Here is a 22,977-nt window from a genome sequence, read left to right as displayed (position 1 = left end):
GGCCCCGGTACGGAAGATCCGTACCGGGGCCCTCGTGCGCGGGGCTACGGCCGGCGGGCCGAGGTCACGCGGTAGACGTCGTACACGCCCTCCACACCCCGCACGGCCTTCAGGACGTGCCCCAGGTGCTTGGGGTCGCCCATCTCGAAGGTGAAGCGGGAGGTGGCCACGCGGTCGCGGGAGGTCTGGACGGCGGCCGAGAGGATGTTCACGTGCTGGTCCGACAGGACCCGCGTGACGTCCGACAGCAGGCGGGACCGGTCCAGGGCCTCGACCTGGATGGCCACCAGGAAGACCGAGGACTGGGTGGGGGCCCACTCGACCTCCAGCATCCGCTCGGGCTGCTGGGAGAGCGAGTCGACGTTGACGCAGTCCGCGCGGTGAACCGATACGCCGCTGCCGCGGGTGACGAACCCGATGATCGGGTCGCCCGGCACCGGGGTGCAGCAGCGGGCCAGCTTGACCCACACGTCGTCGACGCCCTTGACCACGACGCCCGGGTCGGCGTTGCTGCGCCGCTTGTTGCGGGAGCGCGCCGTCGGGATGGACTCCTCGATGTCCTCGCCCGCGGCTTCCTCGCCGCCGAGGGCCTGCACGAGCTTCTGTACGACGCCCTGCGCGGCCACGTGGCCCTCGCCGATCGCCGCGTACAGGGAGGAGATGTCGGGGTAGCGCATCTCGTGCGCGAGGGTGACGAGGGAGTCGCCGGTCAGGATGCGCTGGATCGGCAGGTTCTGCTTGCGCATGGCCCGCGCGATGGCGTCCTTGCCGTGCTCGATGGCCTCGTCGCGGCGCTCCTTGGAGAACCAGGCGCGGATCTTGTTGCGGGCCCGCGGGGATTTGACGAAGCCGAGCCAGTCGCGGGACGGGCCCGCGCCCTCGGCCTTGGAGGTGAAGACCTCGACCAGGTCGCCGTTGTCGAGGGTGGATTCCAGCGGGACGAGACGGCCGTTGACCCGGGCCCCTATGGTCCGGTGGCCGACCTCGGTGTGGACGGCGTACGCGAAGTCCACGGGCGTGGCCCCGGCCGGCAGCGCTATGACGTCGCCCTTGGGCGTGAAGACGAAGACCTCGTTGCGGGAGAGGTCGAAGCGCAGCGAGTCGAGGAACTCGCCCGGGTCCTCGGTCTCCTTCTGCCAGTCGAGCAGCTGGCGCAGCCAGGCCATGTCGTTGACCGTGTCCTGCCCGGCGCTGCCCTTGGCGGCCTGGGGGACGTCCGTGCGGACCTTGGAGGTGCCGGCGACGGTCTGCTGCTTGTACTTCCAGTGGGCGGCGATGCCGTACTCGGCGCGGCGGTGCATGTCGAAGGTGCGGATCTGGAGCTCGACCGGCTTGCCGCTGGGCCCGATGACCGTCGTGTGGAGCGACTGGTACATGTTGAACTTGGGCATCGCGATGTAGTCCTTGAACCGGCCGGGGACCGGGTTCCACCGCGCGTGCACCGTGCCGAGGGCCGCGTAGCAGTCCCGGACGGTGTCGACGAGGACGCGGATGCCCACCAGGTCGTAGATCTCCGCGAAGTCGCGGCCTCGGACGATCATCTTCTGGTAGACGCTGTAGTAGTGCTTGGGCCGGCCGGTGACGGTGGCCTTGATGCGCGCGGCTCTGAGGTCGACCATCACCTCGTCCGTGACGACGGCGAGGTACTCGTCGCGCTTGGGGGCGCGCTCGGCGACCAGGCGCACGATCTCGTCGTACATCTTCGGGTAGAGGATCGCGAAGGAGAGGTCCTCGAGTTCCCACTTGATCGTGTTCATGCCCAGCCGGTGCGCCAGCGGGGCGTAGATCTCGAGGGTCTCGCGGGCCTTCTTCTCCTGCTTCTCCCGCTTGAGGTAGCGCATGGTGCGCATGTTGTGCAGGCGGTCGGCGAGCTTGATCACCAGGACCCGGGGGTCCTTGGCCATCGCCACGACCATCTTGCGGACGGTCTCGGCCTGGGCTGCCTCGCCGAACTTGACCCGGTCGAGCTTGGTGACGCCGTCGACGAGGAGGGCCACCGCGTCGCCGAAGTCGCGGCGCAGGTCCTCGAGGCCGTACTCGGTGTCCTCGACGGTGTCGTGGAGCAGGCCGGCCATCAGGGTGGCCGGGTCCATGCCGAGCTCGGCGAGGATGGTCGTCACCGCGAGCGGGTGGGTGATGTACGGGTCGCCGCTCTTGCGCTTCTGGCCGCGGTGCCAGCGCTCGGCGACCTGGTAGGCCTGTTCCAGCTGGCGCAGCGTCGCCGTCTCGATCTTCGGGTCGTTGCTGCGGACTATGCGGAGCAGGGGCTCCAGGACCGGGTTGTACGGGTTGGAGCGCTGGACGCCCAGCCGGGCGAGCCGGGCGCGCACCCGGTTGGAGGACCCGGCCGACTTCGCCGACGCGGGCTTGGCCGGCGCAGCCGGAGGGGCCGGCGGGGGCGTGGCGGCGGCCGCCGGGGCCTGCTCGGCCTGCGGGTCGGGCTGCGCGGCGGAGAGTGGCTGGACCTCGTCTGGCAAGAGCGCTCCTCCTGGGGGACCCCCGGACGGAGTCTGGGGGAGGATCCGGTGCCCGTGTCCGGTCCGGATAACCCATCGTAGCGAGGGTTGGCCACCCTCGTTCCCCGAGCCCCGGGCCTCCGGCCCACCACACGGCGCTCCGCACCCGCGCCTCGAACGCCGGCGGGGCCTGAGCCCCCGGAAACGGCGCCGCACATGCGGGCGGCGGGCACCCGGGAGGTCCCGGGTGCCCGCCGCTCGGCGGTGCGAGGGGTCAGACCACGATCAGCGCGTCCAGCGGAGCCTCGCCCAGCGCACCGGCCAGCTTCGCCCGGCCCGGCAGGAACGACAGCTCCATCAGGACCGCCACGCCGGCGACCTCCGCCCCGGCCCGCCGGATCAGCGAGAGCGAGGCTTCGGCGGTACCGCCGGTGGCCAGGACGTCGTCGATGACCATGACCCGGTCACCGGCCGACAGGTCCTCCGTGTGGACCTCGATCTCCGCGGTCCCGTACTCCAGCTCGTACGACTGCGCCAGCGTCGCCCCGGGGAGCTTCCCGGCCTTGCGCACCGGCACGAAGCCGATCCCGGCCTGTACGGCCACCGGAGCCGCGAGGATGAACCCGCGCGCCTCCAGCCCGACGATCTTCGTCGCCCCGTACCGGCCGGCCAGCGCCACCAGCGCGTCCGTCAGTGCCGCGAAGGCCTTCGGATCCGCCAGCAGCGGAGTGATGTCCTTGAACACCACGCCCGGCTTCGGGTAGTCCGCCACGTCCTTGATCCGGCTGAGCAGCAGCTCGCGCACGTCCTCGGACAGCGGCGACGCCGTCACCGGCGCCGCCCCGGCTGCCGGCCCTGGGCCACGACCTGCGGCTCGTCCTCACCGGCGCCCTCGCCGTCGGCGCTCTCGCCCTTCGCGGCCGCGGCCGACCGCTTCGCGAGCACCCGCTTCTTCAGGGCCTTCATCGCCGGCTCGCGCTCCTTGAGGTCGACGACCAGCGGGGTCGCGATGAAGATCGAGGAGTACGCGCCGGCCGCGAGGCCGACGAACAGCGACAGCGAGATGTCGTTCAGCATGCCGGCGTCCAGCAGGCCGCCGCCGATGAACAGCAGGGCCGCGACCGGGAGCAGCGCCACGACCGTGGTGTTGATCGAGCGGACCAGCGTGCCGTTGATGCTGCGGTTGGCGATCTCGCTGTACGTGAAGCGGGTCTGCTTGGTGATGTCCTTCGACCCCTCCTTGAGACCGTCGAAGACGACGACGGTGTCGTAGAGCGAGTAACCGAGGATCGTCAGCAGACCGATGACCGTACCCGGGGTGACCTCGAAGCCGACCAGCGCGTAGATGCCGACGGTGATCGTGAGGTCGTGGATCAGGGCGATCAGCGCCGCGACCGCCATCCGCCACTCGAAGGCGATGGCCAGGTAGATCACCACGAGGACCATGAAGATGCCGAGGCCGGTCCAGGCCTTGTTGGCGATCTGCTCGCCCCAGCTGGGGCCGACCAGGTCCGCGTTGATGTCGGCCTCGGTGACCTTGAGGTCGGTGGCGAGCTGCTTCTTCACCGCGGTCGCGGCGTCGGTGTCCAGACCGGAGATCTGGATCCGCAGGCCGCCGGTGCCGAGCTCCTGGACGATCGCGTCGTGGCCCGAGGCCTGCTCCGCGTCCTCGGTCGCCTTGGCGACGGAGACGGCCGTCTTCGGGGTCGTGAAGACGGCACCGCCCTTGAACTCGATGCCCATGTTGAGGCCCTGAACGGCCAGGGCCGCGATCGCCGTGATGGTGATCAGGATGGAAACGCCGTACCAGATGAAGCGCTTGCCGACGAAGTCGTAGCCGACCTCACCGCGGTACAGCCTGGCGCCGAGATCTCCCAGCTTCGACATCTCTCACGCCTCCTTTGCGTCGACGGGGGCGGGTGCGGCGGTGCGGCGGGACCGGCGCAGCGGCGGCTTGGCGCCAAGCCGCTTCGGGTCCAGCCCGGACCACGGGTGACCGCTGGCGAAGAACTTCGTACGCGCCAGCAGCGTCATGATCGGCTTGGTGAAGAGGAACACCACGACCACGTCGAGCAGGGTGGTGAGACCCAGCGTGAAGGCGAAGCCCTGCACCTTTCCGACCGTGACGATGAACAGCACCGCGGCGGCCAGGAACGACACGAAGTCGGAGACCAGGATGGTGCGCCGGGCCCGCGGCCAGGCGCGCTCGACGGCCGGACGCAGGGTGCGGCCCTCGCGGATCTCGTCGCGGATGCGTTCGAAGTAGACGATGAACGAGTCCGCTGTGATGCCGATCGCGACGATCGCACCGCAGACGGCGGGCAGGTTCAGCGCGAAGCCGATGCCCTTTCCGAGCAGCGCCATGATCGTGTAGGTCAGGATCGCGGAGACCAGGAGGCTGATGATGGCGACGAAGGCCAGGCCCCGGTAGTACACCAGCAGGTAGATCACCACGAGCAGCAGGCCGATGGCGCCGGCGATCAGGCCGGCCTTCAGCTGCTCGCCGCCGAGCGCGGCCGTGACGGTGGTGACGCTGTCCTCGCTGAAGGAGAGCGGCAGGGCGCCGTACGAGAGCATGTTGCCCAGGTCCTGCGCGGACTGCTGGGTGAAGCCGCCGGAGATCTCGGCGTTGCCGCCGGTCAGCGCCTGGCTGACGGACGGGTCGGAGATGACCTGGCCGTCGAGCACGATCGCGAACTGGTTCTGCGGGGCCTGCTTGGTGGCGAGCTCACCGGTGATCTTGGCGAACTTGTCGGCGCCCTTGTCGGTGAACTGCATCGTGACGATCCACATGCCGCGCTGCGGGTCGATCTGGCCCTTGGCGTCCTTGACGTCCTGGCCGTCGACCTGGGCGGGACCGAGGATCCACTTGCCCCAGGCGGCGCCGCGCTGGCCACAGGCGACCATCGGCTCTTCGGGCTTGACGCCCTTGCCGGCGGCCGCGCGCTGCTCCTCGTTGGTGCAGTCCAGCTTGGCGAAGGCCTCCTGCAGGCCCGCGGCGGCGGTGTCCTCGCCGGTCGGGGGCGTGGAGGGCGACGGTGCGCCCGATGCCGAGCCCGACGGGGTCGGAGCGGCCTTGCTGTCGTCTGCCTTCTTCGACTCGCTACCCGAGGGGGTGGGAGTGGGGGCGTTCGGGGCCTTGAGGGCCTCGCTGAGCGCACGGCCCTGGGAAGTGGCGCTGGACGACGGGGTGGCCGACGGGGACTTGCCGTCCTCGGCCTTGGGGGCGCCGGAGCCGCTCGCGGAGGGGCTCGGGCTCTGGGTGCCCTCGGGCGCGGCGGGGGCGCCGTCGGCGAAGGCGAGGACCGGGCGGAAGTACAGCTGGGCGGTGGTACCGACCTGCTCGCGCGCCTGCTGCTCGTTCGTCCCCTTGGGGATGTTCACGATGATGTGGTCGCGGCCCTGCGTCTGGACCTCGGCCTCCGACACGCCGAGACCGTTGACGCGGCGCTCGATGATGCCGACCGCCGTGTTCATGTTGGTCTCGTTGATCGCGTCCGGCTTGCCGGGCTCGCTCTTGGCCTTGAGCGTGATGCTCGTGCCGCCGGCGAGGTCGATGCCCAGCCGGGGAGTCGTCTGCTTGGAGAGGAACATCCCCGCGGTGAGCGCCACCATCGCGATCAGGATGATCGCCAGGGCACGCCCCGGCCTCCCCTGAGCCCCCGTGGGCCGCCGGCCCTTCTTCGGTGCTGCCACCTTGTCGTTTCTCCCTGTCCAACCGCCCCGCGCCGGGTCAGCGCGCGGACGGCCACGAAATGTGTGGTGGGGACCCCTGCCCCCCGCAGAAGTGGGTCGCTGCCCGGGACCGCGACGGCCGCCGATCAGGCGCCCTCGCGGTCCCCGGCCCGTGCGCTACTTCGCGCCGGGCTCGCCGTCCGCCTTGCCGTCCTTGGGCTCGTCGCCCTTGGGCTCGTCGTCCTTCGGCTCGTCCTTCTTGCCGAGGTCGAGCTTGGGGGCCGCGTCCTGGTCCTTCTCGGTGAGCGAGGAGGCGTCGTCGGGGACGACCGGCGTGTCGATGGTCAGATCATCGGTGGTGCCGTGGACGATGCGGTTGTATTCCGCGTCCTCCAGGACGGCGCCGATGGAGTTCTTCGCGTAGATCGCGTGGACGCCGGGAGCCACCTCGAGGGTGACGGTGTCGTCGCCGATCTCCTTCACCGTGGCGTACATGCCGCCGATGGTGCGGACCCCGGTGCCGGGCGTCATCTGGTCGCGCATCTGCGCGGCCGCCTGCTGCTTCTTCTTCGCGGAGCGGGTCATCAGGAACATCGCCCCGATGAGCACGATGAACGGGAGGAGTGTCACGAGATTCACGGGACGGAGATCCTTCGCACGACCGCACGCGGACGGCGGCCATTTCTACGGGGGTGGGCATGCCGACCCGAAAGGTCGGCATCGGCGGAGTCTAGGCGAGTCCGCACCGATGGAACAACGCCCAGCATGGCACCGCAGTTCCTGAGGGTGCGAACGTCCGCGCCGTCAGGCCCCGAACAAGCCCTGTTGTCCGCTTGATCCGCTCCCGTGCTGCTGGGGCGGGACGAGTCCCAGGTGGGACCAGGCGGCGGGGGTCGCGACCCGGCCCCTGGGGGTGCGCGCGAGCAGGCCCTCGCGGACGAGGAAGGGCTCGGCGACCTCCTCGACGGTCTCCCGCTCCTCGCCGACGGCGACGGCGAGCGTGGACAGGCCCACGGGCCCGCCGCCGAAGAGCTTGAGCAGCGCCTCCAGGACGGCCCGGTCCAGCCGGTCGAGCCCGCGCGCGTCCACCTCGTACACCTGCAGGGCGGTGCCGGCCACCTCGCGGTTGACCACGCCGTCGGCGCGGACCTGGGCGTAGTCGCGGACGCGGCGCAGCAGCCGGTTGGCGATGCGCGGGGTGCCGCGGGAGCGGCCGGCGATCTCGGCGGCGCCGGCGGTGTCGATCTCGACGTCGAGGAGGCGGGCGGAGCGGTGGATGACGCGCTCCAGCTCCTCGGGGGCGTAGAACTCCATGTGCCCGGTGAAGCCGAAGCGGTCGCGCAGCGGGGGCGGCAGCAGGCCGGCCCGGGTGGTGGCGCCGACCAGGGTGAACGGGGGCAGCTCCAGCGGGATCGCGGTGGCCCCGGGGCCCTTGCCGACGATCACGTCGACGCGGAAGTCCTCCATGGCCATGTAGAGCATCTCCTCGGCGGGCCGGGACATGCGGTGGATCTCGTCGAGGAAGAGCACCTCGCCCTCCTGGAGGGAGGAGAGGATGGCGGCGAGGTCGCCGGCGTGCTGGATGGCGGGGCCGGAGGTGATGCGGATGGGCGCGCCCATCTCGGCCGCGATGATCATCGAGAGGGTGGTCTTGCCGAGGCCGGGGGCGCCGGAGAGCAGGACGTGGTCGGCGGTGGCGCCGCGCTGCCTGGCCGCCTTGAGGACGAGGTCCAGCTGCTGGCGGACCTTCTCCTGGCCGACGAACTCCTCGAGGTCCTTGGGACGCAGCGCCGCCTCGACGGCGGTGTCCTCCCCGTCAGCGGCCGGCGCGACAATGCGGTCGCTCTCGTCGTCCCAGTTCACGGTGTCAGTCTGCCTTCTCGGTTCGTACGGTGCGTCGTCGGGTGCGGCCGGGTCCCTGCGGGGCTTTCCCCCACCCCGCCCTTTCGCCGTTTCCCGGGCTCCGCCCGGACCCGCGCCTCAAACGCCGGCGGGGCTGGCTATGGCTCATGCCGTCCGCTCGGTGCGGCTGGATGGCCCACAGGGGCCGTTGCACGCTCAGGCCGGCAAATCCAGCCCCTCCGGCGTTTGAGGAGCGGGGTCTGGGGCGGAGCCCCGGCAGCGGCCCCGCACCGACCTCACCGGGCCCGGTTCAAGGACTGGAGGGCGGCTCGCAGGAGCTGGGGAACGGGGGCCGAGCCGCCGGCGGCGATGGCGGCTTCGGCCTGCGGCGTCACGGTCGCCACCGCCTCCTCCGCATCGCGCGACGCGTAGCCCAGGCCGATCAGGGCCGCGGCCAGCTGCTCCGTCCACGGCGCCGGACCCGACGCGGCGGCCCGCTGCGCCCCCACCAGGCCGCTCGAACCGAGCGGGGCCCCCAGCTTGTCCTTGAGGTCCAGCAGCAGCTTCTGCGCGCCCTTCTTGCCGATCCCCGGCACCGCCGTCAGCGCCTTCTCGTCACCGGTCGCGACGGCCGTCCGCAGAGCGTCCGGGCTGTGCACCCCGAGCATCGCCTGGGCCAGCCTCGGACCGACCCCGCTCGCGGTCTGGAGCAGTTCGAAGACCTGCCGCTCGTCGTCGTCGGCGAAGCCGTACAGCGTGAGCGAGTCCTCCCGCACGACCAGGGAGGTCGCCAGCCGCGCCTGCTCGCCCGTCCGCAGGCCCGCGATGGTGTTCGGCGTGCACTGCACGGCCATGCCCACTCCCCCGACCTCGATCACGGCCTGGGTGGGGGCGAGAGCGGCGACGGAGCCGCTGACGAAGGCGATCATCGGGTACGGCCTTTCGAGCCTGAGGCGTGCAGGGCGACCGCCTCTTGGAGTCGGTTCTGGGCGGGGGCCCGCCAGATGTGACAGATGGCCAGGGCGAGGGCATCGGCGGCATCGGCCGGCTTCGGCGGTGCGTCCAGCCTGAGCAGGCGGGTCACCATGGCTCCGACCTGGGCCTTGTCCGCGCGGCCGCTGCCGGTGACGGCGGCCTTGACCTCGCTCGGCGTGTGCAGGGCGACCGGTATCCCGCGCCGGGCCGCGCACAGCATGGCGACGGCACTCGCCTGGGCGGTGCCCATCACGGTGCTCACGTTGTGCTGGCTGAACACCCGTTCCACGGCGACGACTTCGGGGCGGTGCGTGTCGAGCCATTCCTCGATGCCCTGCTCGATGGCGACGAGGCGGTCGCCCAACTCCGCGTCCGCGGGCGTCCGTACGACCCCCACCCCGAGCATGGCCAGGGGGCGGCCGGCGACTCCTTCGACGACGCCGATGCCGCATCGCGTCAGCCCCGGGTCCACGCCGAGTACGCGCATCCCGCCCCCATCCTCGATCACATGTCCGTGTTCGTGCAGGGTATCGGGACCCACTGACAATGCGGCCAAAGCGACGGGCCGACAGGGTGTGTCCTGTCGGCCCGTCGTGGAATCTGCGCCCGGATCAGGCGTCGACCTTCTCCATGACCTCGTCCGAGACGTCGAAGTTGGCGAAGACGTTCTGCACGTCGTCGCTGTCCTCCAGCGCGTCGATCAGCTTGAAGATCTTGCGCGCGCCCTCTTCGTCCAGCTCGACCTGCATCGAGGGGACGAAGCTGGCCTCGGCCGAGTCGTAGTCGATGCCGGCTTCCTGGAGGGCGGTACGGACCGCGACCAGGTCGGTGGCCTCGCTGATGACCTCGAAGGACTCGCCGATGTCGTTGACCTCTTCGGCGCCGGCCTCGAGCACGGACTCCAGGACGTCGTCCTCGGACAGTTCACCCTTGGGGAGGACGACGACGCCCTTGCGGTTGAACAGGTACGAGACCGAGCCGGGGTCGGCCATCGAGCCGCCGTTGCGGGTCATGGCGACCCGCACGTCGGAGGCGGCGCGGTTGCGGTTGTCGGTGAGGCACTCGATGAGCACCGCGACGCCGTTCGGGCCGTAGCCCTCGTACATGATCGTCTCGTAGTCGGCGCCGCCGGCCTCGAGACCGCCGCCGCGCTTGACCGCGGAGTCGATGTTCTTGTTCGGGACCGAGCTCTTCTTCGCCTTCTGGATGGCGTCGAACAGCGTCGGGTTGCCGTCGATGTCGGCGCCGCCCATCCGGGCCGCGACCTCGATGTTCTTGATCAGCTTCGCGAAGAGCTTGCCGCGCTTGGCATCGATCACGGCCTTCTTGTGCTTCGTCGTAGCCCATTTAGAGTGGCCGGACATCCGCCTGTCTCCTTCGCGTAACCAACAGTGTTCGTCTCCGATCCTACCGGGACCTGTTTACAGCCCCGCGCGCACCATGTCGACGAAGTACGCGTGGACTCGGTCGTCACCCGTCAGCTCGGGGTGGAACGACGTCGCGAGGACGTTGCCCTGGCGGACGGCGACCGTGTGGCCGTCGTACGTGGCGAGGACCTCGGCGGCGGCGCCGACGGACTCGACCCAGGGGGCGCGGATGAAGACGCCCTGGACCGGGCCGCCCTCCACGCCCGCGAAGTCGATCTCGGCCTCGAAGGACTCGTTCTGGCGGCCGAAGGCGTTGCGGCGCACGATCATGTCGATGCCGCCCAGGGTCTCCTGGTCCTCACGGCCGTCCAGGAGCTTGTCGGCGAGCATGATCATGCCGGCGCAGGTGCCGTACACGGGCATGCCGGCGGCCACGCGCTCGCGCAGCGGCTCCAGCATGCCGAACAGCACGGCGAGCTTCGACATGGTCGTGGACTCGCCGCCGGGGATCACCAGGGCGTCGACCTCGGCGAGCTCCTCGGGACGCCGGACCGGCCTGGCCACGGCGTCCGCCGCGGCCAGGGCGATCAGGTGCTCCCGTACGTCGCCCTGGAGGGCCAGGACACCAATCACGGGGGTGGTCATGGCAGCGACTACCAGCCGCGGTTGGCGTAGCGCTCGGCCTCGGGGAGGGTGTCGCAGTTGATGCCGACCATGGCCTCGCCCAGGTTGCGGGACGCGTCCGCGATGATCTTCGGGTCGTCGTAGAAGGTGGTGGCCTTCACGATGGCGGCGGCGCGCTTGGCCGGGTCGCCCGACTTGAAGATGCCGGAGCCGACGAAGACGCCCTCGGCACCGAGCTGGCGCATCAGGGCGGCGTCGGCCGGGGTGGCGACGCCACCGGCGGAGAACAGGACGACCGGGAGCTTGCCGAGCTCGGCGACCTCCTTGACGAGCTCGTACGGGGCGCGCAGCTCCTTGGCGGCGGCGAACAGCTCGTTGTTGTCGTAGCCGCGCAGGCGGGCGATCTCGTTCTTGATCTGGCGCAGGTGGCGGACGGCCTCGACGACGTTGCCGGTGCCGGCCTCGCCCTTCGAGCGGATCATGGCCGCGCCCTCGGCGATGCGGCGCAGGGCCTCGCCCAGGTTGGTGGCGCCGCAGACGAAGGGGGTGGTGAAGGCCCACTTGTCGGAGTGGTTGACCTCGTCGGCCGGGGTCAGGACCTCGGACTCGTCGATGTAGTCGACGCCGAGGGACTGCAGGACCTGGGCCTCGACGAAGTGGCCGATGCGGGACTTGGCCATGACGGGGATCGAGACGGCCTCGATGATCTCTTCGATCATGTTCGGGTCCGACATGCGCGCCACGCCGCCGTCCTTGCGGATGTCGGCGGGGACCCGCTCGAGGGCCATGACGGCCACGGCGCCGGCGTCCTCGGCGATCTTCGCCTGCTCGGCGTTGACCACGTCCATGATCACGCCGCCCTTGAGCTGCTCGGCCATGCCGCGCTTGACGCGCGAGGTGCCGATGGCCGACTCAGCGGACTGGGGGGTGGTGGGAAGCGTGCTCACGGATTGACCTCACTCGAAAGGAAGACGGGTGCTACTGGTACTACTCCTCCGAGCAAACCCCACGGACCAGTCCACTACAAGGGCCAATGTGGAGCCAGTGGCCTCTCCATTTGTCCCCGGCGGCCCTGGCGGGTCCCCGGCCGATCAGACCGGCCGCTCCGCCAGGTCCACCGGAGGCTCATCGTCCATTTCAAAGGCCAGCGGGAAGGGCGCGTGCCCGGCCAGCCGGAACCAGCGGACCTTGCGGTGCCTGCGCAGGGCCCGCGCGGCCCGTACGGCGTCGTTGTGGAACCGGCGCGCCATGGGCACCCTCCGTACGGCGGCCGCCAGCTCCTCGGCGGCCTCCGCCCCGCCCGGCGCGGCCTTCAGCACCTCGACCTGGTCGGCGTCGGCGAACACCGCGCGCAGCGCCTGGCTGAGCTCGCTCTCGGCGACCTCCCGGTGCTCCTCCTCGGCCTGCCGCGCGGCGTGCGCGGACTGGTACAGCACGAGGGAGGACGCGGGGTCGAGCACTCCGGAGGTGGCCACCTCCACGACGACGGAGGCCCGCCGTACGAGCTGCGCGTCCAGCGCGGCCCGGGCGGCGTCCATCCGCGAGTGCAGCCGGTCGAGCCGGCCGGCGGTCCAGCTGAGGTAGACCCCGATGACACCGAGCGCCAGGGCAATCCAGACAAGGGTTTCGATCACGGGCCGCGACACTACCCTTCCCGGCGGGCCGCCTGCTCCCCCGGCCTCGTGAGGGCCCGGCGGGGCCCGTGCCGGTCAGGCGGACGGGCCCGTGCCGGTCAGGCGGAGGCGTCGCGGGAGAAGCCGAGGCGGGTGCGCAGGGGGACGCGTTCGTCGGCGGCGACCGCCGCCGCGCCGTCCGTCACGGTCTCGTAGACCGCGAGGATGTCCGCGCCGACCGTGGACCAGTCGAAGCGGCGGACGTGCGCCGAGCCGCGGGCGCTCAGCTCCGCGCGGCGGGCCGGGTCGCGCAGCAGGGCGATCGCACCGTCCGCGAGGGCGTCGGCGTTCTCGTTCGTGAAGAGGTCGCCCGCGCCGCCCTGGTCCAGGACCTGCGCGAAGGCGTCCAGGTCGGACGCCAGGACCGTCGCGCCCGCCGAGAGGGCCTCGACCAGGATGATGCCGAAGCTCTCGCCGCCGGTGTTCGGGGCCACGTACACGTCGACGCTGCGCAGCAGCCTCGCCTTGTCCTCGTCCGAGACCATGCCGAGGAACTCGACCCGGGAGCGGAGCTCGGCCGGCAGGGAGGCCACCGCCTCCTCCTCGTCACCGCGGCCCGCGACGAGCAGCCGTACGTCCGGGCAGGCCGCCGCGATCTTCGGGAAGGCGGCCATCAGCACGGGAAGCCCCTTGCGCGGCTCGTCGATGCGGCCGATGAAGCCCAGGGTCTGGCCCGACCAGTCGGGATTGGGCTCCGCGGCCGCGAAGAAGTCCACGTCCACGCCGTTGGGGATGACGACCGCGTCGCCGCCCAGGTGTTCCACGAGCGTGCGCCGGGCGTACTCGCTCACCGCGATCCGCGCGCTGATCTTCTCCAGGGCCGGCTGGAGGATCGGGTACGCGGCGATCATCGCCCGCGAGCGCGGGTTCGAGGTGTGGAAGGTCGCCACGATCGGGCCCTGCGCCGCCCAGCAGGACAGCAGCCCCAGCGAGGGCGAGGCCGGTTCGTGGATGTGGATGACGTCGAAGGTCCCGTCGTGCAGCCAGCGCCGCACCCGGGCGGCGGAGAGGAAGCCGAAGTTGAGGCGGGCGACGGAGCCGTTGTACGGGACCGGCACGGCGCGGCCCGCCGAGACGACGTACGGCGGCAGCGGGGTCTCGTCGTCCGCCGGGGCCAGCACCGACACGTCGTGGCCGAGGCGGATCAGGTGCTCGGCGAGGTCCCGGATGTGGAACTGGACGCCGCCCGGCACGTCCCACGAGTACGGGCACACGATGCCGATCTTCACTACGGGCTCTCCCCCTGGTCGGTCAGGTCGTCCAGCCACAGCCGCTGCAGCATGTGCCAGTCCTCCGGGTGCTCGGCGATGCCCGACGCGAAGGCGTCCGCCACCGCCTGGGTCATGGCGGCGGTCCTCTCGATCCGGGTGCCGCTCTGGGGCACCGCCACCTCGGGGTGGATCCGGCCGTACATCTTCGGCGAGTCCCCGTAGTAGAGGGTCGCCGGGAGCAGCACCGCCCCCGTCTGCTGCGCCAGCAGCGCCGGCCCGGCCGGCATGCGCGCCGTGGCGCCGAAGAACTCCACCTCGATCCCGGAGGCCGACAGGTCGCGGTCCGCGACCAGGCAGACCAGGCCGCCCGCGCGGAGCCGGCGGGCGAGGGTGCCGAAGGCGGCGCCCCCGCTGTGCGGCAGGACCTCCATGCCGAGGCTCTCGCGGTAGGCCACGAAGCGGTCGTAGAGGCTCTCGGGCTTGAGCCGCTCGGCGACCGTGGTGAACGGCACGCCGATGTGGCCGATGGCCCAGGCCCCGGCGAGGTCCCAGTTGGCCAGGTGCGGCAGGGCGACGACGACCCCGCGCCCGGAGGCGAGGGCCTCCCGGAGGATGTGCTCGTCCTTCATCTCGACGTCCGAGCCGAACCGGCCCGGGTCCATGGCCGGCAGCCGGAAGGATTCCATCCAGTACCGCATGTAGGAGCGCATGCCCGCGTGCGACAGCTCGCGCAGCCGCTCCGGGGTCGCGTCCGGCACCACCCGGGCCAGGTTGGACTCCAGGCGCAGCACGCTCTTGCCGCGCCGCTTCCACGCCACGTCCGCGATCTTGCGGCCCAGGGCCACCGCGGCCGGTTCCGGGAGCTTCTTCACTCCGGCCCAGCCGAGCCCGTACAGCCCGTCGACCAGCTTGTCCCGCGCCGCGCCCATCACGCCGCGCCGCCCTCGGCGGCGGCCGCCGCGGCGTCCGCCTCGGCCGACTCGCGGCGCACGGTGACCACCCGCTGAATCAGCGTGACGAGCGAGCCGGCCGCCACGATCCACAGGGCGATCGGCAGCAGCACTCCGATCCAGGACGGCACTCCGAAGGTCTGCAGCCCGGACAGGCCGGCCGCGACCAGCGAGATCACCAGCCGCTCGGCGCGCTCGATCAGTCCGTTGACGGCGACCGGCAGGCCGATCGACTCGCCGCGGGCCTTCGTGTACGAGACCACCTGGCCGCTGGCCAGGCAGAAGATCGCCACGGCGCACAGGGCGTTGTCGTTCCCGGAGCCCGCGTACCAGAGCGCGAGTCCGCCGAAGATCGCCGCGTCCGCCACCCGGTCGAGGGTGGAGTCGAGGAAGGCGCCCCACCGGCTGGAGACGCCGGCCTGGCGGGCCATGTTCCCGTCCACCAGGTCGGAGAAGACGAAGAGGGTGATGGTGATCGTGCCCCAGAAGAACTCGCCCCGGGGGAAGAAGACCAGCGCTCCCGCCACCACTCCGGCCGTGCCGATCAGGGTGACCGCGTCCGGGCTCACCCCCCGCCGGAGCAGAAAAGCGGCGAATGGCGTGAGAACACGCGTGAAGAATGCACGCGCGTACTTGTTCAGCATGGCCTTCCCGGAGGGTCGGTGGGCCGCACGGCCACCACGGCCACCGGCTGGCCCATCGTAGCCAGCACGCCGCCCCCCGCACGCCGCGCACCCACCGGTTCGCGCCGCGTAAGACGTACGTCACGTTCCGGACCGCGTCCCGCCGCCCTCCGGTACGACGTATGGACGCGGTGTGACACCAGTGCAAAGCTCGAAGAGCCCCCTTTCCGTCCTCGAGGCATCGCAGGAATCCACCCTCCTCACCGTCACCACCGGGAGGCACGAGAATCATGGGAGCCACACACCAAGCCGGAGCCGCCGGCAGGGCACTGACGGCCGACCGCCCCTCCTCCGTACGGAACGTCGTGCTGGTCGGCCACAGCGGATCCGGCAAGACCACGCTGGTCGAAGCGCTCGCCCTGACCGCCGGAGCGGTCAACCGGGCGGGCCGGGTCGAGGACGGTGCCACGGTCTCCGACTACGACGAGATCGAGCACCGCCGACAACGCTCCGTCCAGCTGTCCCTCGTCCCCGTCGAATGGGGCGGAATCAAGATCAACATTCTGGACACCCCCGGATACGCCGACTTCGTCGGAGAGCTCAGGGCCGGTCTGCGCGCCGCGGACGCGGCCCTTTTCGTCGTCTCGGCCTCCGACGGGATCGACGGCGCCACCCGCATGGTCTGGGACGAGTGCGAGGCCGTCAGCATGCCGCGCGCCATCGTCGTCACGCACCTGGAGGCCGCCCGCGCCGACTACGCGCAGATGGCCGGCATCTGCGGCGAGATCTTCGGCGCCGACGACCCCGACGCCGTGATCCCGCTCTACCTCCCCCTGCACGGCCCCGCCGGCCCTGACGGCCACGCCCCCGTGTCCGGCCTGCTCGGCCTGCTCTCCCAGCGCGTGTACGAGTACACCTCCGGCGAACGCGTCGAACGCGATCCGGACCCCGCCGAGCTCGCCCTCATCTCCGGCGCCCGCTCCCGCCTCATCGAGGGGATCATCGCGGAGAGCGAGGACGAGAGCCTCATGGACCGCTACCTGGGCGGCGAGGACATCGACGTCAAGACCCTCGTCGACGACCTGGAGCGCGCCGTGGCCCGCGGCACCTTCCACCCCGTCCTGATGGCGGCCCCCGCCGCCGACGGCGCCAGGCAGGGCCTGGGCACCGTGGAGCTCCTCGAGCTGATCACCGGCGGCTTCCCCACCCCGCTGGAGCGCCCCGCCCTCGGCGTCACCACCCCGGACGGCTCCCCCCGCCCCGCCCTGACCTGCGATCCGGCCGGCCCCCTGCTCGCCGAGGTCGTCAAGACCTCCTCCGACCCCTACGTCGGCCGCGTCTCCCTCGTACGCGTCTTCTCCGGCACCCTGCACCCCGAGGAGACCGTCCACGTCTCGGGCCACGGCCTCGCCGACCGCGGACACGAGGACCACGATCTGGACGAGCGGATCGGCGCCCTCAGCTCCCCCTTCGGCAAACAGCAGCGCCCCCTCGCCCGGTGCATCGCCGGCGACCTCGCCTGCGTGGCCAAACTGACCCGCGCCGAGACCGGAGACACCCTCTCCGCCAAGGACGACCCGCTCCTCATGGAGCCCTGGGCCATGCCCGATCCGCTGCTCCCCCTCGCCATCGAGGCCCACAGCAAGGCCGACGAGGACAAGCTCTCGCAGGGCCTGGCCCGCCTCGTCGCCGAGGACCCGACCATGCGCCTGGAGCAGAACCCGCACACCCACCAGGTCGTGCTGTGGTGCCTCGGCGAGGCCCACCAGGACCTCGCGCTGGAGCGGCTGCGCACCCGCTACGGCGTCCAGGTCGACCCGGTGCCCCACAAGGTGAGCCTGCGCGAGACCTTCGGGGCGAAGGCGGCGGGCCGCGGCCGGCACGTCAAGCAGTCCGGCGGACACGGCCAGTTCGCCATCTGCGAGATCGAGGTGGAGCCCCTGCCGCCCGGCAGCGGCATCGAGTTCGTCGACAAGGTCGTCGGCGGCGCCGTACCGCGCCAGTTCATCCCGTCCGTGGAGAAGGGCGTCCGCACCCAGGCCGCCCGGGGGGTCGCGGCCGGATATCCGCTGGTCGACGTGCGCATCACCCTCCTCGACGGCAAGGCGCACTCGGTGGACTCCTCCGACGCCGCCTTCCAGACCGCCGGCGCGCTCGCCCTGCGCGAGGCCGCCGTCGAGGCCCGCATCCACCTGCTGGAACCCGTCGCAGAGCTCGCCGTCGTGATCCCCGACGAGTACGTGGGCCCCGTGATGAGCGACCTCGCGGGCCGCCGCGGCCGGGTCGTGGGCAGCGAACAGGCGGGGGCGGGGCGCACCCGGGTCCGCGCCGAGATCCCCGAGATCGAGATCGGCCGCTACGCGGTCGAGCTGCGCTCCGTCTCGCACGGCACCGGCCGGTTCGCCCGCAGTTACGCCCGCCACGAACCCATGCCGCCCCAGATCGCGGAGAAGGTGCGCGAACAGACGGAGAAGGGAACGTAGTTGACATGACGTCGGGAGACGCCGCCCACCCAACCCTGTTGCGGTGGGCGGCATTTCCCTGTCCCATGACCATGGGGTGAGATCGCCCGATAGGCTCATCGGCGCACCAAAGAGCACGAACGCACAGCGATGGGGGCAGCGGTGGCGGACGACGGATTCGACTTCAGGCCCGGGGCGCAGATCCCGCTCCAGGGCGGCGGGGGACAGACGGCGGCGACCAACGCACTGGCCTCCGCCGCGTACCGCGACGGCGGCAAGGACACCAAGCTGGAGTCCATACTCAAGGCCACCAGCGAGAACCACCCCGCCACGGTCAAGCCGCCGAAGATCTCCCTCTTCGAGCCGAACCTCGGCGAGGCGTTCTGCCGCGCCGTCGAGGCCCGCACGCTGGCCCCCGGCCGCAAGCCCCTGATCCAGTCCTTCGGGACCGATCCGCAGACCGTCGTCGAGCACTGCCTGGCGGCCTCCCGCATCCGCAAGGAGCGCGACAAGAAGCTCCGCCTGATCATGCTGGTGTGCGGCGTGGTGTTCCTTCCGGGCCTGCTGCTGTGGCTCGGCCTGTTCCAGCTGCGCAAGACCCTGGCCTCGGGCGAGGGCAAGCGCTCGTCCTGGATCGGGACCGCGCTCCTGGTCGGGGTGGCGATCGTGGTGGCCGTGCTGATGTTCCGGCTGCCGTTCACCGGCTTCCTGGGCATCTACCTGCGCGGCATGATCATCGCCCCGGCCGTCGGATGGCTGTTCGCCCGCCGGATCTGCGAGTCCACGGCCGCCGACCTGCGCTCGCGCTGGGACGGGCTGCTGGCCGGGGACGGGATCGGCGCCAAGATCCCGGAGGCGGTACCGGGCAACCCCGACGAGAAGGCCCGTGAGGACCTGCGCCACCAGCTGGCCAAGCTGACCGCCGAGGACCGCAGCAACCACGTCTTCTACGCGGGCCCCAAGGGCATCCTCGGCATGGGGACCCGCTGGGGCAGCTGGCAGATGGCCGAGGAGCTCACCCCCAAGACGGAGGGGGCCGAGATCCACCCCTTCCGGAGCTGGGACGTCGTGCGCGCCGTCGACGCCGAGCTGCGCAAGCTGGAGCGCGGCCCGCTGCACACCGGCGGCTTCCCGACCGCGGCGATCCAGCACTGGATCGTCACCCCCATCGGCGAGGGCGCCGGCGAGGTGGCCCGTCCCACCGGCGAGAACACCGACAACTTCCTGATCAAACCGCACGAGATCACCCGGATCTGCAACGAGCAGCAGTTCAGCGCCGGCAACCGGCACTACCTGGGCATCCAGTACCCCCTGTGGGACGGCCAGCTGGTGATCACCATGCTGGTCACCGTCACCGTGCTCTACAAGACGCTGCGCGTGGACGTCACCGCGCACGCCCTGGGACCGGTGAACGGCCTGTTCACCACGAAATCGGCGGCCCCGGTGGTGGAGGTGCCCAAGAGCATCCGCTTCTGGGAGACCGTGGAGCGCCCGCTGCCGCTGGTGACCACGCAGGAGGTCGTCCGGCTGGCCGTGCGGGCCCCGCTCACCTGGTACCCGCCGGTCCTCGACTTCTTCGGCGGCAAGCTGGTCCTGCCCGAGCCGTTCGGGGTCCGGCACGTGTGGGCCGGATCGATGTGGCGCCACCGCTTCATGGCCGACGACGCGCTGCGGACCGTCGCTCCGGTCCTGCGCGCGGTGCACGCCGCCACCTTCAGGGTCCTGGAGGAGAACGGCGTCGACACCGACCGCTTCACCAACCGTTCCTCGATCATGAGCGGTCTGATCCAGGAGCCGGCACCGCGCAAGGCGGACGTGTACGACGCGTAGGTAGGCTGGGGGCGAGGCCTGGCCGGTCCCGGATCCGGAGGAGCGAGCGACCATGACCGAGCGCAAACCGCCTGGTGTGGACATCGAGTCCTGGGTGGACCGGCAGATCAGACAGGCCGCCGAGCGCGGCGACTTCGAGAACCTGCCGGGCTGGGGCAAGCCGCTGGCCTCGCTCGACACCCCCTACGACGAGCTGTGGTGGGTCAAGGGGAAGCTGCACCGCGAGGGGTTCTCCGCGCTGCCTCCGTCGCTCGCGCTGCGCAAGGAGGCCGAGGACGCGAGGGAGGCGGCCCTGGCGGCCCGCTCCGAGCGCCAGGCGCGGGACGTCCTCACCGCGATCAACGAGAAGATCCGCGCGGCCCTGCGCATGCCGCCGCAGGGCCCGCCCCTCAACCTCACGGAGTTCGACGTCGAGGCCGTGCTGCGCGAGTGGCGCGAGGCCCGCGCCGCGTAGCGCGGGAACGGTCAGTCGGTCGGCCAGGCCTCGGCGAGCATCTGGCGGGTGTCCGCGAGGAGTTGGGGCAGCACCTTGGTGTGGCCGACGACCGGCATGAAGTTCGTGTCCCCGCCCCAGCGCGGCACGATGTGCTGGTGCAGGTGCGCGGCGATGCCGGCTCCGGCGGCCGCGCCCTGGTTCATGCCGATGTTGAACCCGTGCGCTCCGGAGGCCTTGCGCAGCGCCGTCATGGCCCGCTTGGTGAGATCGGCCAGCTCGGCCGTCTCGGGCCCGTCGAGCTCGGTGTAGTCGGCGACGTGCCGGTACGGGACGACCATCAGGTGGCCGCCGTTGTACGGGTACAGGTTCAGCACCGCGTAGACGTGGCGGCCGCGGGCGACGATCAGGCCGTCCTCGTCGGACATCTCCGGAATCCCGCAGAAGGGACAGCCGTCCCCGGCCTCCGGGCCGGTCGGCTTGTTCTCCCCCTGGATGTAGGCCATCCGGTGGGGCGTCCACAGACGCTGGAACGCGTCCTGCGTGCCCACACCGATCTGCTGCTCCGGCTCAGTCGTCATGGCGGCAAGCATATGACCTCGCCTGCGCGTACGAGGAAGGCCCCCGGAAAGTGATCACTTTCCGGGGGCCCGCTCCCCGCCGTCAGACCTGGACGCGGTCCGCTACGACCTTGGCCAGCTTGGCCAGCGCCTCGTCCTTGGCGATGCCGTTCTCCTGCGAACCGTCGCGGTAGCGGAAGGAGACGGTGCCCGCGGCCATGTCCTCGTCACCGACGATGATCATGAAGGGGACCTTGAGCTTCTGGTGGTTGCGGATCTTCTTCTGCATCCGGTCCGAGGAGGCGTCCACCTCGACCCGCAGGCCCTGCTTCTTCGCCGCGGCGGCGAACTCCTGCAGGTACTCGACGTGCCCGTCGCCGATCGGGATGCCGACCGCCTGGACCGGGGCCAGCCACGGCGGCATGGCGCCCGCGTAGTGCTCCAGCAGGACGGCGAAGAACCGCTCGATCGAGCCGAACAGCGCGCGGTGGATCATGACCGGGCGCTGACGCGAGCCGTCCGGGGCGGTGTACTCGAGGTTGAACCGCTCCGGCAGGTTGAAGTCCAGCTGGACGGTCGACATCTGCCAGGTACGGCCGATGGCGTCCCGCGCCTGCACGGAGATCTTCGGGCCGTAGAAGGCCGCGCCGCCCGGGTCGGGGGTCAGCGGGAGGCCCTGCTTCTCGGCGACCTGCTGGAGGACGGCGGTGGCCTCCTCCCACACCTCGTCCGAGCCGACGAACTTCTCCGGGTCCTTGGTCGACAGCTCCAGGTAGAAGTCGGTCAGACCGTAGTCGCGCAGCAGGTTCAGCACGAAGGTGAGCGTGCGGTCGAGCTCCTCCGCCATCTGCTCACGGGTGCAGTAGATGTGCGCGTCGTCCTGGGTGAAGCCGCGGGCCCGGGTCAGGCCGTGCACGACGCCCGACTTCTCGTACCGGTACACGGTGCCGAACTCGAACAGGCGCAGCGGCAGTTCGCGGTAGGAGCGGCCGCGCGCGTCGAAGATCAGGTTGTGCATCGGGCAGTTCATGGGCTTGAGGTAGTAGTCGGTACCACCGTCGAGCTGCATGGGGGGGTACATGCCCTCCGCGTACCAGTCCAGGTGACCGCTCTTCTCGAAGAGCGCGCCCTTGGTGGCGTGCGGGGAGTAGACGAACTCGTAGCCCTCCTCCTCGTGCCGGCGGCGCGAGTAGTCCTCCATGGTCCGGCGGATGATGCCGCCGCGCGGGTGGAAGACGGCGAGGCCGGAGCCGATCTCGTCCGGGATGGAGAAGAGGTCGAGCTCGTTGCCGAGCTTGCGGTGGTCGCGCTTCTCGGCCTCGGCGAGGAAGTCGAGGTGGGCCTTCAGCTCCTCCTTCGACGGCCAGGCGGTGCCGTAGATGCGCTGGAGCATCGGGTTCTTCTCGCTGCCGCGCCAGTAGGCGGCCGCGTTGCGCATGAGCTTGAAGGCCGGGATGTTGCGGGTGGTGGGCAGGTGGGGACCGCGGCAGAGGTCCTTCCAGCACAGCTCGCCGGTCTTCGCGTCGAGGTTGTCGTAGATGGTCAGCTCGCCGCCGCCCACCTCGACGTTCGCGCCGTCGTCGGTGGACGCGGCGCCCTTGATGCCGATGAGCTCCAGCTTGTACGGCTCGTCGGCGAGCTCCTCGCGGGCGGCCTCGTCGGTGACCACGCGGCGGGCGAACCGCTGCCCGCGCTTCTGGATCTCCTGCATCTTCTTCTCGATGGCCTTCAGGTCCTCCGGGGTGAAGGGCCGGGCCACGTCGAAGTCGTAGTAGAAGCCGTTCTGGACCGGCGGGCCGATGCCCAGCTTGGCCTCGGGGAAGAGCTCCTGCACGGCCTGGGCCATCACGTGCGCGGTCGAGTGGCGCAGGATGTTCAGGCCGTCCTCGGAGGAGATCTCGACCGGCTCGACGCTCTCGCCGTCCTGCACCTCATAGGCGAGGTCCTTGAGCTCGCCCGCGACGCGCGCGGCGACGATGGTGCGCTCGCCGGCGAAGAGCTCCGCCGCCGTAGTGCCCGTGGCCACCACGCGCTCGTCCCGCTCGGAATCGCGTTGGATGATCACACGGACGTCTGACACCGGTCTCTCCTGACTCAGGGGGTGCGCGAGCGAACACTGCGCGCGTGAATCGTACCGAGCGGAGTGGCCGCGCCGCTAAACGGTTACCCGCCGGTCCGGCCCGGGGCCCCTCCGGCCCACCCGCCCGGGCCCCGGCCGCCCCCGCCCGGCCCCGGGCCGGAGGGCGCCGCCCGGGCCCGGCCGGGACGGACCCGGGCCCCTACACCCGGCGAGCGG

The 22,977-nt window shown here is 71.2% G+C and carries 20 protein-coding genes; 3 read left to right on the top strand and 17 right to left on the bottom strand.

Annotated elements, in window-relative coordinates; translation table 11 throughout:
- Positions 1 to 44: 44 nt before the first annotated feature.
- The 15 genes from AB0D66_RS07265 to pgsA form a co-directional block, all read right to left on the bottom strand.
- Positions 45 to 2,477 carry a bifunctional (p)ppGpp synthetase/guanosine-3',5'-bis(diphosphate) 3'-pyrophosphohydrolase gene (locus tag AB0D66_RS07265; protein WP_362297934.1) on the bottom strand — a complete coding sequence of 811 codons (2,433 nt, stop codon included), beginning with the start codon at positions 2,475 to 2,477 and terminating at the stop codon, positions 45 to 47.
- A gap of 253 nt (positions 2,478 to 2,730) precedes the next feature.
- A complete protein-coding gene (locus AB0D66_RS07260; protein WP_362297931.1) occupies positions 2,731 to 3,288 on the bottom strand; it encodes an adenine phosphoribosyltransferase in 558 nt (185 codons plus the stop codon).
- A complete protein-coding gene (gene secF, locus AB0D66_RS07255; RefSeq protein ID WP_362297928.1) occupies positions 3,285 to 4,343 on the bottom strand; it encodes a protein translocase subunit SecF in 1,059 nt (352 codons plus the stop codon). The genes AB0D66_RS07260 and secF overlap by 4 nt, the downstream gene beginning before the upstream one ends.
- A 3-nt stretch (positions 4,344 to 4,346) precedes the next feature.
- The gene (gene secD / locus AB0D66_RS07250; protein WP_362297924.1) at positions 4,347 to 6,152 is read right to left on the bottom strand and encodes a protein translocase subunit SecD; all 1,806 of its coding nucleotides are present in this window, start codon (positions 6,150 to 6,152) and stop codon (positions 4,347 to 4,349) included.
- A 156-nt stretch (positions 6,153 to 6,308) separates the two neighbouring features.
- Positions 6,309 to 6,770, bottom strand: a complete 462-nt coding sequence (yajC, locus tag AB0D66_RS07245) for a preprotein translocase subunit YajC (protein ID WP_362297920.1) — start codon at positions 6,768 to 6,770, stop codon at positions 6,309 to 6,311.
- A gap of 165 nt (positions 6,771 to 6,935) precedes the next feature.
- Positions 6,936 to 7,994 (bottom strand): Holliday junction branch migration DNA helicase RuvB, encoded by a 1,059-nt coding sequence (gene ruvB / locus AB0D66_RS07240; RefSeq protein WP_362297917.1) that lies wholly within the window; start codon positions 7,992 to 7,994, stop codon positions 6,936 to 6,938.
- A gap of 275 nt (positions 7,995 to 8,269) precedes the next feature.
- Positions 8,270 to 8,902: a Holliday junction branch migration protein RuvA gene (gene ruvA / locus AB0D66_RS07235; protein ID WP_362297914.1), complete on the bottom strand. Its 633-nt coding sequence runs from the start codon at positions 8,900 to 8,902 to the stop codon at positions 8,270 to 8,272.
- Positions 8,899 to 9,435 (bottom strand): crossover junction endodeoxyribonuclease RuvC, encoded by a 537-nt coding sequence (gene ruvC / locus AB0D66_RS07230; protein ID WP_362297912.1) that lies wholly within the window; start codon positions 9,433 to 9,435, stop codon positions 8,899 to 8,901. The genes ruvA and ruvC overlap by 4 nt, the downstream gene beginning before the upstream one ends.
- A gap of 124 nt (positions 9,436 to 9,559) precedes the next feature.
- On the bottom strand, positions 9,560 to 10,312 hold the full coding sequence (locus tag AB0D66_RS07225) for a YebC/PmpR family DNA-binding transcriptional regulator (protein WP_362297910.1): 753 nt from the start codon (positions 10,310 to 10,312) through the stop codon (positions 9,560 to 9,562).
- Between the two features lie 57 nt (positions 10,313 to 10,369).
- Complete coding sequence (pdxT, locus tag AB0D66_RS07220) at positions 10,370 to 10,960, bottom strand: pyridoxal 5'-phosphate synthase glutaminase subunit PdxT (RefSeq protein WP_362297907.1); 591 nt, start codon at positions 10,958 to 10,960, stop codon at positions 10,370 to 10,372.
- A gap of 8 nt (positions 10,961 to 10,968) precedes the next feature.
- A complete protein-coding gene (pdxS, locus tag AB0D66_RS07215) occupies positions 10,969 to 11,886 on the bottom strand; it encodes a pyridoxal 5'-phosphate synthase lyase subunit PdxS (RefSeq protein ID WP_215144360.1) in 918 nt (305 codons plus the stop codon).
- A gap of 144 nt (positions 11,887 to 12,030) precedes the next feature.
- On the bottom strand, positions 12,031 to 12,573 hold the full coding sequence (locus tag AB0D66_RS07210; RefSeq protein ID WP_362297904.1) for a hypothetical protein: 543 nt from the start codon (positions 12,571 to 12,573) through the stop codon (positions 12,031 to 12,033).
- A gap of 98 nt (positions 12,574 to 12,671) precedes the next feature.
- Complete coding sequence (locus AB0D66_RS07205) at positions 12,672 to 13,841, bottom strand: glycosyltransferase family 4 protein (RefSeq protein ID WP_362297901.1); 1,170 nt, start codon at positions 13,839 to 13,841, stop codon at positions 12,672 to 12,674.
- Positions 13,841 to 14,752, bottom strand: a complete 912-nt coding sequence (locus tag AB0D66_RS07200) for a phosphatidylinositol mannoside acyltransferase (RefSeq protein ID WP_362297898.1) — start codon at positions 14,750 to 14,752, stop codon at positions 13,841 to 13,843. Before AB0D66_RS07200 ends, AB0D66_RS07205 begins: the two co-directional genes overlap by 1 nt.
- Positions 14,752 to 15,417 carry a phosphatidylinositol phosphate synthase gene (gene pgsA / locus AB0D66_RS07195; RefSeq protein WP_362297895.1) on the bottom strand — a complete coding sequence of 222 codons (666 nt, stop codon included), beginning with the start codon at positions 15,415 to 15,417 and terminating at the stop codon, positions 14,752 to 14,754. Before pgsA ends, AB0D66_RS07200 begins: the two co-directional genes overlap by 1 nt.
- 269 nt (positions 15,418 to 15,686) lie before the next feature.
- Between pgsA and AB0D66_RS07190 the strand changes: the two genes are divergently transcribed.
- The 3 genes from AB0D66_RS07190 to AB0D66_RS07180 all read left to right on the top strand — a co-directional run bounded on the left by AB0D66_RS07190 (position 15,687) and on the right by AB0D66_RS07180 (position 20,142).
- Positions 15,687 to 17,879, top strand: coding sequence for an elongation factor G-like protein EF-G2 (locus tag AB0D66_RS07190; protein ID WP_362297892.1), 2,193 nt, complete (start codon positions 15,687 to 15,689; stop codon positions 17,877 to 17,879).
- Positions 17,880 to 18,020: 141 nt separating this feature from the next.
- Positions 18,021 to 19,688 (top strand): hypothetical protein, encoded by a 1,668-nt coding sequence (locus AB0D66_RS07185; protein WP_362297890.1) that lies wholly within the window; start codon positions 18,021 to 18,023, stop codon positions 19,686 to 19,688.
- A 52-nt stretch (positions 19,689 to 19,740) separates the two neighbouring features.
- Positions 19,741 to 20,142, top strand: a complete 402-nt coding sequence (locus AB0D66_RS07180) for a DUF1992 domain-containing protein (protein ID WP_362297887.1) — start codon at positions 19,741 to 19,743, stop codon at positions 20,140 to 20,142.
- A gap of 11 nt (positions 20,143 to 20,153) precedes the next feature.
- On the opposite strand, the gene AB0D66_RS07175 is transcribed toward AB0D66_RS07180, so the two are convergent.
- Complete coding sequence (locus AB0D66_RS07175) at positions 20,154 to 20,714, bottom strand: HIT domain-containing protein (RefSeq protein ID WP_362297884.1); 561 nt, start codon at positions 20,712 to 20,714, stop codon at positions 20,154 to 20,156.
- Between the two features lie 70 nt (positions 20,715 to 20,784).
- Positions 20,785 to 22,761 carry a threonine--tRNA ligase gene (thrS, locus tag AB0D66_RS07170; protein WP_362297881.1) on the bottom strand — a complete coding sequence of 659 codons (1,977 nt, stop codon included), beginning with the start codon at positions 22,759 to 22,761 and terminating at the stop codon, positions 20,785 to 20,787.
- Positions 22,762 to 22,977 lie beyond the last annotated feature (216 nt).

Source organism: Streptomyces sp. NPDC048270, assembly GCF_040652335.1.
In the GTDB taxonomy this organism is placed as follows: domain Bacteria; phylum Actinomycetota; class Actinomycetes; order Streptomycetales; family Streptomycetaceae; genus Streptomyces.
Note: the sequence above shows the minus strand (reverse complement) of the source record. Positions and strands in the feature narration are given on the sequence as shown.